The organism is Mesorhizobium sp. 2RAF21 (assembly GCF_052115345.1).
GTDB classification, from domain to species: Bacteria; Pseudomonadota; Alphaproteobacteria; order Rhizobiales; family Rhizobiaceae; genus Mesorhizobium; species Mesorhizobium terrae.
On record NZ_JBFRGM010000016.1, the window covers coordinates 1 to 15,043 of the forward strand.

The window sequence follows — 15,043 nt, forward strand, 5'->3', positions numbered from 1 at the left end:
TTTATGTAGGCAAATGCTTACATAAACTCGGTTGACGCGGGATGGAGCAGCCCGGTAGCTCGTCAGGCTCATAACCTGAAGGTCGTAGGTTCAAATCCTACTCCCGCAACCAAATCAAAAACCCGGCGATCAGCCGGGTTTTTTGCGTTTGGACAAGGGCGACACGGCTAACGGTCCCATAGGGGCAGCGGCAACGACTGCATCCCGACACCACCCACGCTTAGCCCAGGATCATATCCGCCGCGCGCTGGCCGATCATCATCGTCGGCGCGTTGGTGTTGCCGCTGATCAATCGCGGCATGACGGAGGCGTCGGCGACACGAAGCCCTTCCATGCCGCGTACTTTCAAGGTGCGGGGATCGACGACAGCCATGGCGTCGTTGCCCATCTTGCAGGTGCCGACCGGATGGTAGACGGTCAGCGCCTCGGCGCGCAGATAGGCGAGGATCTCGTCGTCGGAGCGGACGTCCTTGCCGGGCAGTATCTCGGCACCGCGCAGCGGATCGAACACCGACGAGGCGAAGATGCTGCGGGCGATCTTGATGCCTTCGACCAGAACCCGTGCATCCTGCTCGTCGGAGAAGAAGCGGTGGTCGATGTGGATGGCTCGGCGTGAGCCGTCCCGTGAAAGCGTGATTTCGCCGACGCTTTTCGGCCTGAGCACGCAGGTGTGGATCGCATAGCCATGGCCATATTCGACCAGCCTGCCGCGATGGCTGCGGTAGCCGGGCACGAAGTGGAACTGGATGTCCGGTTCTTCGCCGGCATATCTGGTGCGCGCAAAGCCGCCGGCTTCGACATAGTTGGTGGTGAGCATTCCCTTGCGGCGCGCGAGGTACCGGTAGGGCGCGGCAAGGATTCGGGGCAGGTTGGCCAGGGAAAGACCCAGGCCGCGCGTGCTCGACGAGCGTACGGTGATCATGCCGTCGACATGATCCTGCAGGTTCTTGCCGATACCGGGCAGATCGTGAGCCGGCGCAATACCAGCGCGCGACAACTCTTCGGCGGGGCCTATTCCGGATTCGAGCAGGATCTGGGGTGAGTTGATGGCACCCGCCGAAAGCACCACTTCGCGGGCCGACAGTGTCGTCTCCACGCCTTCGCGCAGGACGCGGACACCGGTCGCGCGCTTGTCCGCGACGACGATGCTCTTGACCTGGCACTCGCTCAATATGGTCAAGTTCGGGCGGTTTATGACCGGGCGCACGAAGGCGGTGAACGCGCTGAAACGCTGTCCACGGTCCTGCGTCACGTTGTAGACGCCGAGCCCAAACTGGCTCTCGCCGTTGAAATCGCTGTTTTCCGGAAGGTTCGCAGCGCGACCGGCCGCCACGAACATGCGCGATAATTCGTTGGGATCGCGGGGATTGTCGACCAAAAGGTCCCCGTCGCTTCCGTGGTAGTGGCTGTCCTGGCCGATCAGGTTGCGCTCCAGCCGCTTGAAGACCGGCAGCACGTCATCATAGGACCAGCCGTTACAGCCGAGGCGCGCCCATTCGTCATAATCGGCGGCGGAGCCGCGGATGTAGACCATCGAGTTGATCGAGGTCGAGCCGCCGAGCGCCTTGCCGCGATTGACCGGAATGCGGCGGCCGTTCAGCTGCGGCTGCGGCACGCCGACATAACAATAATCGTAGTTCGGATTGCCGTAGAGCGAGAGGATGCCCGCCGGCACTTTGACGCGCAGGCTCTGGTCGCTGCCGCCGGCTTCGATCAGGCAGACCCTGGTTGCCGGATCGGCGCTGAGGCGGTTCGCCAAGACGCAGCCGGCGGAGCCGGAGCCAACGACGATGTAGTCAAATGGTTCATTCATGGCTTTTGTCGAGCGAGCAGGGGGACGACCCGCCCATGGAATGGGCGGGTATGAAATGCCAAGTGAATCAAGGCGATCGACGGTCTATTGAAGGAGCTGGGTCCAGACCTTGGTCACCAGTTCCTGCGCGGCCGGCGAACAGGCCTGGCCCATCTTGACCGGCGCGGACGGGAACAGTTCGGGCGCGTTCTGCTTGTTATAGAGCGCCTTCGCTTCATCCACCTTCACCGGCGACGAATGGCCGTAGTAGTTGTACTGGCCGGTCGCGTTGTCGAGTTCCGTCATGAAGTTGATGAATTTCTTGGCGTTTTCGATGTTGGTCGCGCCCTTCGGCACGACGTAGGAATCGAGCCAGCCGACCAGACCTTCCTTAGGCATCGCATATTCGACATTGGCCTTGTCGTTGCGGCGCAGCCGCATGGTGTTGCCGTCCCACCAGAAGTGCATGGCCACTTCACCACCGCCGATGCGGTTTTCGATGTTGTCGCTCGAATAGGCAGCCACGAACGGTTTTTGTGCCTTCAACAGGTCGAGAACGCGCTTCATCTCCTGCGGGTCTTCGCTGCAATATTTGATGCCGAGATAGTTCTGCGCGGCGGGGATGACTTCGTCGGGCTGGGCGAGGCTGGCGATCTTGCCCTTCAAATCCTCGGACGGCTCGAAGTAGATTTTCCAGCTGTCGACCGGGCCCTTGTAGAGGTTGCGGTTGACGGTGAAACCGGCATTGCCATAGGCCAGCGGCACGGAATAGTTGCCGGTCGGGTCCCACCATTGCTTCTGCCATTGTGTCGAGATCTGCTGGAAGGCGGGCATCGAACTGGCGCCGATATCCTCGAGCAGGCCGCTGTCGATCATGATCTTCACGAAATGCTGGGACGGCGTGACGATGTCGTATCCCGACGAGCCGGCCTGCAGCTTGGTCAAGAGATCTTCGTTCGAGGAGAAGGCGTCGACGGTGACCTTGATCCCCGTCTCCTTTTCGAACTTCGCGACCATGTCGGGCGCGATGGAATCGGCCCAGGCATAGATCGAAAGCGTGCCTTCGGCCCACGCGGAGGCCGTCGCCAAAAGGCTGATGGCGCTGGCGGCGGCAAGCGTTGAGATGCGGATGCGGATAGGCATGGAGTTCCCCTTATCTTTATGGTTCGGGGAACGATAACAAACGGGCGACGGCGATAAATTTCATTTGCCCGACGTGCTGCTTAGGAAAAAGCTCGCTCTGTCTATTGGCGGCGTTGCAGCAGGAAAGCGACTGTGGCCAGCGCGACCGAAACGATCATGATCAGCGTCGAGATGGCGTTGAGCTGTGGCGAGACGCCCTGCTTGATCAGCGAGAAGATATAGACCGGCAAGGTGGTGGCGCCGCCGGAATTCAGAAGATTACTGGTGATGAAATCGTCCATCGAAATGACGAAGGCGAGCATGGCGCCGGCGAACACGCCGGGCAGGATCAGCGGCAACGTCACCCGGCGAAAAGCAACCCAGCCCGACGCGTAGAGGTCGCGCGCGGCTTCCTCCAGATCGGCATCCATGCCTTGCAATCTCGCCCTTATCGGCAGGAATGCGAAGGGGATGCAGAAGGTGGTGTGCGCGATGGTGAGCTTCAGCAGACCGTTGGTCAGGCCCAGTTCGGAAAACAGGATGAGCACGGCCACGGCAACGACGATCTCGGGTAGCAGCAGCGGCAGATTGACGATCGTTTCGGAGACGCGCCGGAAGCGCACATTCCTGCCGCGCACCAGCACCAGCGCCGCCATCAGCGCGACGATGGTGGACAGAACCGTGGCGATGCTGGCGACGAAAAGCGACGTCTTGACCGCGCCGACAAGTGCGGCGTTCGACAGGGCCGTTGTGTACCAGTGCAGCGAGAAGCCGCCCCAATTGGCCACGATGCGGTTGGCGTTGAACGAATAGAAGATCACCACCGCGATCGGCAGATAGAGGTAGACAAAGAAGATGATGCTGAACAGGCCGAAGCCCGGATAGCGCCGCACATTGCCGGTCATGCGTTGCTCTCCCGGCTTTCCTTGCGGGTAGCCTGAAGGCCGCGCCAGAGCAGGAAGATCATCACCGCGCACATCAGCACGATGGAGATGGCGGCGCCCAGCGGCCAGTTGCGGGCAGCACCGAACTGCAGCTGGATGAGATTGCCCATCATCATCGTCTTGCCACCGCCCAGCAGCGTCGGTTCCAGCACCGCGCCCAGGCAAGGCACGAAGACGAGGATCGCGCCGGCGATCATTCCAGGGGCACACAGCGGCAGGATCACGCGGCGCAATGTGGTGAAGCGGCTGCCATAGAGGTCGTGCGAAGCCTCCACCAGCGCCGGGTCGAGCTTTTCGATCGAGGCGAAGACCGGCAGGATCATCAGGGGAATGTAGCTGTAGACGAGCCCGATGAGCATCGCCGTGTCGGTGAAGAGCAGGCTGCCCATATTGTCGACCAGCCCAAGCGCTCGCAGCGCCTTGGCGATCACCCCGTCATTGCCGAGGATGATGATCCAGGAATAGACGCGCACGATCATCGAGACCCAGAACGGCAGCGTCACCAGATAGATCAGCATCATCTTGGCCGACGCCTTCTGCAGCGAAATGAAGTAGGCGACCGGAAAGCTGAGAAGCAGGCAGATGATTGTCGTCGCCGCGGCCAGGATCATCGTGCGAGCAACGACGATCAGATATTGCGGATTGAACTCCAGCTCGCCCGACCAGCCCTCGTTGAACAGGATCTGCTTGTAGGGCGCCGTGGTGAACACATAGTCGAAGCCGCCATAGGGGCCGCGGGTCGAGAACGAGACCAGGATGATGATGCCCACCGGCACGATCAGCGTCAGAAGCATGATGAGTTGTGCCGGCAAAAGGCCGAGCACGTTCCAGCCGGGTGTTTTCAGGCGCCCGATCATGCGCCCAGGATCCGCGCCGATTCCGCCGCGAAGCTGAGCTTTACCGACTGGCCGACTTCGAGCGTGCGGTCGCGGCTCTGGCTGTTGCGTTTGGAAACGCGCAGCAAGGTGCCGTTCGCGTCCACCACATAGTGTGTGTAGCCGCCGAGATAGTTGGCGCCGACAATGGTGCCCTCGGCCGCGATATGGCCATCCTGCGAGGGCAGGCTGATCTTTTCGGGGCGGATGGACATCACGGCCTTGCCGCCGGCCACGGCCTGCTTGTGCGGAGCACTCAGCGTCACGCCGAGCGGGATCGACACCGTGGCGCTGTCGCCATCGAGCGCGATGACGTCGGCCTCGAGGAAATTGGTCTCGCCGATGAAATCGGCGACGAAGCGGTTCGATGGTTCCTCGTAGATGTCGGCCGGCGTTCCCAATTGCTGGATTTCGCCATCGCCCAGCACGCAGATGCGGTCCGACATGTCGAGCGCCTCTTCCTGGTCGTGGGTGACGAACACGAAGGTGATGCCGGTCTGGCGCTGCAGTGTGCGCAGTTCATCGCGCATGGCCTGCCGGAGCTTGAGGTCGAGCGCCGAAAGCGGCTCATCGAGCAGCAGCACTTCCGGCTCGGGGGCCAGCGCCCGGGCAAGCGCGATGCGCTGGCGTTGACCGCCCGACAATTGCTGTGGCTTGCGGGCCGCGAATTTTTCCATGTGCACGAGGCGCAACATGTCGGCCACGCGCGCCGAGCGGCGATCCCTGGACCAGCCGAGGTTTTCCAGTCCGAAGGCGATGTTCTGCTCCAGCGTCATATGCGGAAACAGCGCATAGGACTGGAACACGGTGTTTACCCGGCGCTTGTGCGGGGGCAGGGCCTGGATGTTGGCGCCACGTAGCGATATCTCGCCGGTCGAAGGCTGTTCGAAGCCGGCGATCATCCGCAACAGCGTGGTCTTGCCGCAGCCAGACGGGCCAAGCAGCGTGAAGAACTCGTTTTCGTAGATGTCGAAGGTTACCGGCTTCAGCGCCTGGAAGTTGCCAAAGGCCTTGGAGACACCTTTGATCTCCACCGCCTTCTTGTGCTGCGGCGAGCGGCTCATATCCATGTAATCGATCTCGATGGGAAGGGCATGGCAAGCCGCCACGTGAATGGGCCGCCGGCATTGCGCGCGATGGCGCAATGCCGGCAGGTCGTCACATCTTGACCCACTTGCCGCTGTGCACGATGAACCGGTCGATCTCGACCGGCATCTGGGTCTGGCCTTCCTTGTCGAAGGACACGGTACCCAAAATGCCATCGTGCTTGATCGCGCGGACGGTCTCGCTCAGCGCCTGCTTGTCCTCGATACCCTTTTCCTTGATGGTTTCGAGCAGGATCTGCGTGGCTTCGTAGGCATATTTGGCGTAGGAGCCGGCCGGATCAGGATAACCCTTGGCTTCGTACGCCTTGTAGAAGGCCTCCAGCTTCGGGTTGGTCTGCACGGCGGGCGTGCCGACGATGGTGCCTTCGGCGGCCGGGCCGGCGATCTCGATGAACTTCGGATCGTAGATGCCGGAAATGCCGTACATCGGCAGCGAACCAAGTCCGAGATCGGCCATCTGGCTGCGCACGAGGGCAGCCTCGGTGACCACGCCGCCGAAATAGATCGCGTCCGGGCTGGCTGCCTTGGCCGTTGTCAGCATGGCACGGAAGTCGGTCGTTCCGACCGCGGCCGCATCTGAGAAGACGACCTCGCCGCCCGCCGCCTTGAAGAAGTCGCCGAACCATTTGGTGTTGGCCGCGCCATAATCGGTGGTGTCGGAGATGATGGCGATCTTCTTGACCTTGCCTTCCTTGGCGATTGCCTCGGCAAGCGGCTTGTTCTCATTGACCAGCGTAGGCGTCACGCGGGTGACGTTGGGAAGGTTCTGCTCGGTGATCTTCGGGCTGACCGCACCCCAGACGACGAACGGCATTTGCGCGCGATTGAAGACCGGGATGGTGGCGAGCGCGACGGAGCTGTTCCAATGGCCCGTCGCCGCGACGACGGCGGGGTCGTTGATCAGCTTCTGGGCCGCCGAAACGCCGACTGCGGGGTCCGACGCGTCATCCAGGACAACGCCTTCGACCTGATGCGGATAGCCGCTGGCATTGGCCTCGTCGATGGCGAGAAGGAAGCCGTTGCGGGCACCAAGGCCCTGCTGGGCGTTGCCGCCGGACAGCGGTCCGATGAAACCGAGCTTGATCTGGTCGGCGCTGGCCTCGGCCATCCCTAAGGAGAGCGCGAACACGGATCCGGCCAGCAGTGAAGATATGCGCGCAAGCGCGCGGCGTCTGTTCAGCATGGTTCCACCTCTTTTTTTGTTTTCTTCCGCGAAGGTCGCGTTCCGGCCGATCAGGAGACCGCCATCTAGCGCAACTATATTTCGCCGCTACCGCCTCGCGAAATTCGGAAATTGCTATCTGCTACATCGGAGATTCATTATGTGCTCATAGGGGCGGCGCTGGTAATCGTCCGGGCTCCAAGGGAGAGAGACGGGCGGCATGGCAGAGCTATTTGTCCAGCAAGCGGTGAACTGGATTACCCTCGGGTGCATCTATGCTTTGCTGGCCATCGGCTTCAGCCTGATCTTCGGCGTTCTCAACGTCATCCACTTCTCGCATGGCGATGTGGCGATGACGTCACCCTTCATCGCGCTGGCAATCGCCCAGGCACTGGCAATCGCCGTCGGGGTTGCGAGCCCCGCCTGGCTGATCGTTGCCGCATGCGCTGCCGTGTTTGTCGTCGGCCTCATCGGCGTGACCCTGGACAAGGTGGTGATCCGGCGCTTCCGGGACGCGCCGCCGATGATGGCGCTGGTGGCGACGGTCGCATTGGGCATCGTCATCCGCGAACTGATCCGCCATCTCTACCCGCAAGGCTCCAACCCGCACGCCTTTCCGCGGCTCGCCTCGGGCGTCGCCTTCGAAGTGGCGGGCGTGCAGGTCGGCTGGTTTTCCCTGCTGGTGGTGACGCTGACATTCGTGCTTGTCGCCCTGCTTTTCGCCTTCCTGCGCCTGACGCCTCTTGGCCTGCGCATCCGCGCGGCCTCGGAAGACCGTGTCGTGGCGCGCATGATGGGCATCCGTGACACGCGTGTCTTCCGCGCGACCTTCTTCGTCGCCTCGGCCATCGGCGCGATCGCCGGCCTGCTGTTTGCGAGCTATGCCGGGGTGACGCGGTTCGACTTCGGCGTCATGGCCGGCCTGCTCGGCTTCTCCGCGGCGGTCATTGGCGGGCTGGGCTCGATGCCCGGCGCCATCCTTGGCGGTCTGATCATTGCCGGCATAGAGGTGCTTGCCCAGACATTTGTGCCGGACGGTGCCTCATACCGACTGGTTTTCGTTTTCCTGCTGGTTATCGGGGTGCTGCTCTTTCGTCCCGAAGGACTGCTCGGCCGCGCCGTCATGGTGAAGGTGTAAATATGGGCGCAGGTGTTTCATCCCGAACGCTTGGCCAGGGCAAGGCGGCAACTATTGTCGTCGCGGCACAGCTTTGCGGTGCCGGTTTCCTCTATTTGATCCTCAAGGCGGAAGGCGGCTGGCAGGTCATCGGCCTGTTGGCCCTGCTGGCGGCGGGCTTCTATCTCCTGGAAAAGAGGCCGCAGATCGCCGACCTGGTGACGGCGAGTTTTTCCCAGGCTCCCGTGGTGGCGGTCGGGACAGCGGCGGTGGTCGTGCTTTTGTTTCCGTTCGCGGTCGGCTCGAACACCTATGTCCTGCATCTGCTCATCGTCGCGCAGCTCTATGCGGTGCTGGCGCTGGCACTGAATTTCCAGCTCGGCAGCGCCAACATCCCGAATTTCGCGACGGGCGCCTCCTATGGCATCGGCGCTTATGTATCGGCGCTTTTGGCCATCAATTTCGGCATGAGCTTTTGGCTGACCCTGCCGGTCGCCGCCGTCGCCGCGACGCTGTTCGGCTTCCTCATCGGCATCCCGTCGATGCGCACCCGCGACACCTATCTGGCGCTGGTCACCATTGCTTTCGGCGTGGTGGTGCAGCAGCTTCTGAACAATCTCAGCTGGACAGGCGGCCCCAACGGGCTGGTCGGCATTCCCGCACCCTCGCTGTTTGGCCATTCCTTTGCTGATCCGCTGGTCGTGTTCGGCTGGAAACTGCCGAGCCAGGCCAATTTCTACTACCTCTCGGCCACCCTGGTGGTGGTGGCGATCGTCACCGCGCGCCGCCTGCATTCCTCGCGCATCGGGCTGGCCTGGAACGCGTTGCGCGCCGACGAGATCGCGGCACGTGCGCAGGGCATCAATGTCGCCTGGTTCAAGGTGCTGGCCTTCGCGGTCGACGCTTTCCTCGCCGCCTTCGCCGGCACCATCTACGCCTTCTATGTCTCCTACATATCGCCGGATAATTTCACCTTCCTGGTTTCCGTCACCATCATGACGATGGTGATCGTCGGCGGCATGGACAACATCTTCGGCGTTATCGTCGGCGCCTTCCTGCTGACCATCCTGCCCGAGAAGCTGCGCGCCTTTTCCGACTACCGGCTGCTGTTCTTCGGCATCGTCATCATCGGCTTCCTGATGATCCGTCCGCAGGGCCTGTTTCCGCAGCGCATGCGCAGCTACGGAGAAAGCCAGTGAACGCTCTCCTCAAGGTCGAGAACGCGACGATGCGCTTCGGCGGCCTCGTCGCGCTGAACGACATCAGCTTTTCGGTCGGTCGCGGCGAGGTGCTGGCCGTCATCGGGCCGAACGGGGCAGGCAAGTCGACGCTGTTCAATGTCGTCACCGGTGTCTATCGGCCGACGTCCGGGCGCGTGCGCTTCGACGGGTCCGACATCACCGGTCATCCGGCGCATGACGTGGTTGCGCGCGGCGTCGGCCGCACCTTCCAGACCTCGCGCCTGTTCTCCGATCTCAGCGTGCTGGACAACGTCATCATCGGCATGCACACGCGCACCAGGACCGGCGTGCTGGGCGCGCTGTTTCTTCCCGGCGCATCGCGGCGTGAAATGGCTGCCTGCGTGGAGAAAGCCGAGGCACTGCTCAAGGCCGGGTCGGGCGATCTGTTCGAACAGCGCTACAGACTGGCCGGGACATTGGCACAGGCCGACCGGCGCCGGCTGGAAATTGCCCGTGCATTGGCCTCCGAGCCGAAGCTCTTGCTGCTCGACGAACCCTCCGTCGGCATGGACGAGATCGAGACCGATGCGCTGATCGCCGATATCGCGCGCCTGAAGCGCGAACGAGCGGATCTTTCCGTGATCCTGATCGAGCACGACATGCGCGTGGTCGAGGCATTCCCGCACCAAGTCATCTGCATCGACTATGGCAGCAAGATCGCCGAGGGCGATTTCGCCGCCGTGAAGGCCGATCCGCGCGTGCAGGAAGCCTATCTCGGAAAGGCGGCCGTCCATGCTTGAGCTGAAGGATGTCGACACGGCCTATGGTCCGGTGCCGATGCTGCGCACTGTGACGATGAGCGTGCAGCCCGGCGAGCTCGTCTGTCTGCTCGGGCCCAACGGCGCAGGCAAGACCACGACCTTCATGACGGTTTGCGGTGTCGTGCGGGCGCAACGCGGCAGGGTCGAGGTGATGGGCCGCGACCTGGCCTCGCTCGGCACCGAGAATCTGGCGGCGCTCGGTGTCGGGCTGGTGCCTGAGGGGCGGCGGCTGTTCCCCAGTCTCACCGTGCAGGAGAATTTGCGGCTCGGTTATGATGCCGTTTCCGGCCGGGGACCGGATTTCGAGCCGCAACTGGACAAGATGTGTCACTTGTTCCCGCGCATTCGCGAGCGATTGCGTCAGGTGGCAGGAACGTTGTCGGGTGGCGAACAAGCCATGGTGGCGCTGGCGCGCGCGCTGATCGGCGAACCTAGGCTGGTCATCATGGACGAGCCGTCGCTTGGCCTGTCGCCCAAGCTGATCGACGAATATTTCGAGATCACCAAAGAAGTGCATCGGCGCGGCACGACGATCCTGTTGATCGAACAGAATGCCGAGATGGGCCTTGGGATCGCCGACCGCGGTTATGTGCTGGTCAAGGGCCGCGTCGCGCAAGAAGGGCCGGCTCGCGAGCTGTTGTCGTCGAAGGCAGCCAGGAGCCTTTATCTCTGACCGACCCGGTAGAGGGCCGCCTCCCGGTATTTAGGGACAAGCTAACCAGTGCCACGTGAAATCGTAATTTTCGCGACCCGACCCCTCCAGTAAACCAGCCGTGAGACCTCCGTCTGCAACCGCAGAAACTTCCGGAGGGCCAGAAAAGGGCGCAGAAATGTCGGTCGAAACAGTAGACACGCTTGTGGTTGGCGCGGGCCAGGCCGGAGTGGCCATGAGCGAACATCTGAGCAAATGCGGCGTGCCTCATCTCGTTCTTGAGCGGCACCGCATTGCCGAACGCTGGCGCTCCGAGAGATGGGACTCGCTGGTTGCCAACGGTCCTGCCTGGCACGACCGTTTTCCCGGCATGGAGTTTCAGGGGACCGGTCCCGACGGCTTTCCTTCCAAGGAAACGGTCGCGGACTATTTCGTCGCCTACGCGAAAATGATCGGTGCGCCGATCCGCTGCGGCGTTGAGGTGAAGCAAGTGCAGCGGCTTGCGGGCCGCCCGGGCTTCCGGGTCGAAACCTCGGCCGGCGTGATCGAGGCCAACAGCGTCGTTGCCGCCACCGGCGCGTTCCAGAACCCGATCGTCCCTAACATCGTCCCCGCCAGCGCGGGTATCGTGCAGATCCACTCCAACACCTACCACAACCCTGAGCAATTGCCCGAGGGTGCGGTGCTGGTGATCGGTGCCGGATCGTCTGGGGTGCAGATCGCCGATGAACTCGTTCGCACGGGAAAGCGCGTCTATCTCGCGGTTGGACCGCACGACCGTCCGTTCCGCAGCTATCGCGGACGCGATTTCTGCTGGTGGCTGGGCGTGCTGAACAAGTGGGACGCCGAAACGCCGGGCCCAGGCACTGAACATGTCACCATTGCCGTCAGCGGCGCCCGCGGCGGCGAGACGATCGATTTCCGGCGTCTCGCGGCGCGTGGGATGACGCTTGTCGGCCGCGCCGAGAGTTTTCGGGACGGGGTGATGCGTTTCGCGCCCGACCTGAACCAGAACGTGGCGCGCGGCGATGCCAACCATCTGTCGCTGATGGACGAGGCCGACGCCTATGTCCTGGCCAACGGTCTCGACCTTCCGGAAGAACCTGAAGCGCGCCGGATCGATCCCGATCCCGAGTGCATGACCGATCCCATTCTGGAACTGGACCTCGCGAAAGCAGGCATTACCTCGATCATCTGGGCGACCGGCTATTCCGTCGACTACAGCTGGATGAAGGTCGATGCCTTCGACGAGAAGGGCAGGCCGAAACACCAGCGCGGCGTGTCGAGCGTGCCCGGCATCTATTTCCTCGGCCTGCCGTGGCAGTCGCGCCGGGGCTCCTCCTTCATCTGGGGCGTCTGGCACGATGCAAAACATCTGGCAGACCGCATTTCCACGCAGCGCAAATATCTGGCCTATCACGCCGCCGCGATAAAGCAGACCGAGGACGCGTAGCCGGCGGCGGTTGCGCTGTTCACTGCCCTGACTTTCGCTGATTAGGCCCGGCCTTATCAGCGATGAGAAAGACTGTTCTTTCGGCGCTCATTCCGCCCAACGAATATCCGCACAACAGATGCGGGTAGGGTGGATCGTCGCCCGACGACGACCTCTCGCCCGTTCCGATGGAGACCACGATGGCGCATACCCGCATTCGCAAGTTCAACACCAAGGATACCTATCCCGAGCAGAAGCTCGACAACGATCTCTGCCAGGCGGTGATCGCGCGCGGCACCACGGTCTTCCTGCGTGGCCAGTGCCCGCAGGACCTCGACACCGCCAAGAACATCGGCAGCCACGATCCGGTCGAGCAGACCCACAAGGTCATGCAGAACATCAAGCAGCTCATCGAGGAGTGCGGCGGCAAGATGGAACATCTGGTGAAGGTGGTGGTCTACATCACCGACGTTCGCCACCGCGAGGCGGTCTACCGGACCATGGGCGAATACATCAAGGGCGTGCACCCGGTTTCGACCGGGCTGGTGGTGTCGGCGCTGGCCCGGCCCGACTGGCTGGTCGAAATCGACGGCACCGCCGTTATCCCGGACTGAGGGCGCGGCATGACCTTCTCGATCGTCGCGCGTTGCAGCCGCACCGGCATGTTCGGCGTGGCCGTATCTTCGTCATCGCCGGCTGTGGCCGCGCGCTGCGCCTACGCGCTGGCCGGCGTCGGCGCGGTCGCCAGCCAGAACGTCACCGACCCGACGCTCGGCACCCGCGCGCTCGACCTGATGGCGCGCGGTGCATCCGCCACTGAGGCGGTGGCCATCCTGAAGCGCACCGGCGCACATATGGAATTTCGGCAGCTTCTGGCCGTCGACGGCGCCGGCATCAGCGCGATCCATTCCGGCCCCAGGGCGCTCGGCATCTGGGCCGAAGCGCGGGGCGAGAACGTCGCCTGCGGCGGCAATCTTCTTGCGAATGACGGCGTGCCGCAGGCGATGGTCGACGCGTTCCTCGCCTCGGAAGGTCACCTTGGCGACCGCATCATTGCGACGATGCGCGCTGCGCTGAAAGCCGGAGGCGAGGCGGGACCGGTCCGTTCGGCCGGCATGAAGCTGGTGCGCGAAGTGGCCTGGCCGGTGGCGGATTTGCGCTGCGACTGGACCGAAGGCTGCCCGATCGAGGAGCTGGGAAAACTATGGGACATCTACAAGCCCCAGCTCGACGCCTATGTGACCCGCGCTATCAATCCCTCCGACGCGCCGAGCTACGGCGTGCCGGGCGACGAATAACCGAAACGGCAAGGCCGCGACCCAAGCAGGAGCCCGCATGAGCGAACTCAGCCACAAGGACTGGATCGGCAAGGCGGCTGCGATCCGTTTCCGCGACAAGGCCTTCATCGACGGCAAGTTCGTCGCCGCGCGGTCCGGCCGCACCTTCGCCAGCACCAACCCGGCAACCGGCGAGACGCTGGCCGAGGTGGCGTCCTGCGGCGAGGAGGACATCGACCTCGCCGTTGCCTCTGCGCGCCGCGCCTTCGCTTCGGGCGCCTGGTCGCGGGCGACGCCCGGTCACCGCAAGGAAGTGCTTTTGCGCCTGGCGCAGTTGCTGCGCCAGAACCTGCACGAGCTGGCGCTGCTGGAATCGCTCGACATGGGCAAGCTGGTCACTGATGCTGAGACCGTCGACGTGCCGGGCTCGGCCAGCATCTTCCAATGGTATGCCGAAGCGATCGACAAGATCTACGACGAGATTGCACCGAGCGGTGCCGGCGATCTGGTGTTGGTGCGGCGCGAGCCGCTCGGCGTGGTCGGCGCGGTGGTGCCGTGGAATTTCCCGCTCGACATGGCGACCTGGAAATGCGCGCCGGCATTGGCGGCCGGCAATTCGGTCGTGCTGAAGCCCGCCGAACAGTCGCCTTTCTCGGCGTTGCGGCTGGCTGAACTCGCCATGGAGGCCGGCTTGCCGGCCGGCGTGCTCAACGTGGTTCCCGGCCTCGGCGAGACCGCCGGGCAGGCGCTCGGCCGCCACATGGATGTCGATTGCCTCGCCTTCACCGGCTCCACCGCTGTCGGCAAGATGTTCCTGCAGTATTCCGGCCAGTCCAACATGAAGCAGGTGTGGCTGGAGACAGGCGGCAAGAGCCCGAACCTGGTGTTCGCCGATTGCGGCAATCTCGATACGGCAGCCGACATGGCTGCCTTCGGCATCTTCTTCAACCAGGGCGAGGTCTGCTCGGCCAATTCGCGCTTGCTGGTCCAGCGCAGCGTCAAGGATCAGATGGTGGAGAAGCTTGTCGCGCGAGCCGCCGCGACGCAGCCGGGCGATCCGCTCGACCCGGCCTCGAAGATGGGCGCGATGGTCGATGCCCGTCACACCGCCAACGTCATGCGGTTTGTCGAGACCGGCAAGAAGACCGCGCGGCTTGTCGCCGGCGGCGAGCAGGTCACCGTCAATGGCCGCGGCAGCTTCGTGCAGCCCACCATCTTCGACAATGTCTCGCCGAACGACAGCATAGCCCGTGACGAGATTTTTGGACCGGTGCTGTCGGTCATCGCTTTCGACGACGAAGACGAGGCCGTCCGTATCGCCAATGACAGCGTCTATGGCCTGGCCGCCTCGCTGTGGACGGACAGTCTTTCGCGCGCGCACCGCATCGCCGGGCGCCTGCATGCCGGCACCGTTTCGGTCAACACCGTCGACGCGCTGAGCCCGATGACGCCCTTCGGCGGCTTCAAACAGTCCGGCTTCGGCCGCGACCTGTCGTTGCATGCTCTGGACAAATACACCGCGCTCAAGACCACGTGGATCAAATATTGAGGAACACCAACGC

General features: G+C 63.2%; 14 protein-coding genes and 1 tRNA gene. 9 read left to right on the top strand and 6 right to left on the bottom strand.

Going from position 1 to position 15,043, the window contains the following annotated elements:
- Nucleotides 1–35 precede the first annotated feature (35 nt).
- Nucleotides 36–112 (top strand) — tRNA-Met (locus tag AB4136_RS24110).
- Between the two features lie 108 nt (nucleotides 113–220).
- On the opposite strand, the gene AB4136_RS24115 is transcribed toward AB4136_RS24110, so the two are convergent.
- The 6 genes from AB4136_RS24115 to AB4136_RS24140 all read right to left on the bottom strand — a co-directional run bounded on the left by AB4136_RS24115 (nucleotide 221) and on the right by AB4136_RS24140 (nucleotide 7,022).
- Nucleotides 221–1,813, bottom strand: coding sequence for a GMC family oxidoreductase (locus tag AB4136_RS24115; protein WP_024922109.1), 1,593 nt, complete (start codon nucleotides 1,811–1,813; stop codon nucleotides 221–223).
- An 84-nt stretch (nucleotides 1,814–1,897) separates the two neighbouring features.
- Entirely contained in the window at nucleotides 1,898–2,935 is a 1,038-nt protein-coding gene (locus tag AB4136_RS24120) for an extracellular solute-binding protein (protein ID WP_024922110.1), read from the bottom strand.
- Between the two features lie 101 nt (nucleotides 2,936–3,036).
- Nucleotides 3,037–3,819 (bottom strand): ABC transporter permease, encoded by a 783-nt coding sequence (locus AB4136_RS24125; RefSeq protein WP_024922111.1) that lies wholly within the window; start codon nucleotides 3,817–3,819, stop codon nucleotides 3,037–3,039.
- Nucleotides 3,816–4,715 (bottom strand): ABC transporter permease, encoded by a 900-nt coding sequence (locus AB4136_RS24130; RefSeq protein WP_051504921.1) that lies wholly within the window; start codon nucleotides 4,713–4,715, stop codon nucleotides 3,816–3,818. The genes AB4136_RS24125 and AB4136_RS24130 overlap by 4 nt, the downstream gene beginning before the upstream one ends.
- A complete protein-coding gene (locus tag AB4136_RS24135; RefSeq protein ID WP_024922113.1) occupies nucleotides 4,712–5,803 on the bottom strand; it encodes an ABC transporter ATP-binding protein in 1,092 nt (363 codons plus the stop codon). Before AB4136_RS24135 ends, AB4136_RS24130 begins: the two co-directional genes overlap by 4 nt.
- A gap of 88 nt (nucleotides 5,804–5,891) precedes the next feature.
- Nucleotides 5,892–7,022, bottom strand: coding sequence for a branched-chain amino acid ABC transporter substrate-binding protein (locus tag AB4136_RS24140; protein WP_024922114.1), 1,131 nt, complete (start codon nucleotides 7,020–7,022; stop codon nucleotides 5,892–5,894).
- Between the two features lie 199 nt (nucleotides 7,023–7,221).
- Between AB4136_RS24140 and AB4136_RS24145 the strand changes: the two genes are divergently transcribed.
- From AB4136_RS24145 to AB4136_RS24180, 8 genes are all read left to right on the top strand, one after another.
- Nucleotides 7,222–8,139 (top strand): branched-chain amino acid ABC transporter permease, encoded by a 918-nt coding sequence (locus AB4136_RS24145; protein ID WP_024922115.1) that lies wholly within the window; start codon nucleotides 7,222–7,224, stop codon nucleotides 8,137–8,139.
- A 2-nt stretch (nucleotides 8,140–8,141) separates the two neighbouring features.
- Complete coding sequence (locus AB4136_RS24150; protein WP_137901202.1) at nucleotides 8,142–9,317, top strand: branched-chain amino acid ABC transporter permease; 1,176 nt, start codon at nucleotides 8,142–8,144, stop codon at nucleotides 9,315–9,317.
- On the top strand, nucleotides 9,314–10,099 hold the full coding sequence (locus AB4136_RS24155; protein ID WP_441931612.1) for an ABC transporter ATP-binding protein: 786 nt from the start codon (nucleotides 9,314–9,316) through the stop codon (nucleotides 10,097–10,099). Before AB4136_RS24150 ends, AB4136_RS24155 begins: the two co-directional genes overlap by 4 nt.
- Nucleotides 10,092–10,793 (top strand): ABC transporter ATP-binding protein, encoded by a 702-nt coding sequence (locus tag AB4136_RS24160; protein WP_137901203.1) that lies wholly within the window; start codon nucleotides 10,092–10,094, stop codon nucleotides 10,791–10,793. Before AB4136_RS24155 ends, AB4136_RS24160 begins: the two co-directional genes overlap by 8 nt.
- Nucleotides 10,794–10,950: 157 nt before the next feature.
- Entirely contained in the window at nucleotides 10,951–12,225 is a 1,275-nt protein-coding gene (locus tag AB4136_RS24165; protein WP_137901204.1) for a flavin-containing monooxygenase, read from the top strand.
- A gap of 179 nt (nucleotides 12,226–12,404) precedes the next feature.
- On the top strand, nucleotides 12,405–12,818 hold the full coding sequence (locus AB4136_RS24170; protein WP_024922120.1) for a RidA family protein: 414 nt from the start codon (nucleotides 12,405–12,407) through the stop codon (nucleotides 12,816–12,818).
- Nucleotides 12,819–12,827: 9 nt separating this feature from the next.
- Nucleotides 12,828–13,502, top strand: coding sequence for a DUF1028 domain-containing protein (locus AB4136_RS24175; RefSeq protein WP_137901205.1), 675 nt, complete (start codon nucleotides 12,828–12,830; stop codon nucleotides 13,500–13,502).
- A gap of 37 nt (nucleotides 13,503–13,539) precedes the next feature.
- Nucleotides 13,540–15,030, top strand: coding sequence for an aldehyde dehydrogenase (locus AB4136_RS24180; RefSeq protein WP_137901206.1), 1,491 nt, complete (start codon nucleotides 13,540–13,542; stop codon nucleotides 15,028–15,030).
- Nucleotides 15,031–15,043 lie beyond the last annotated feature (13 nt).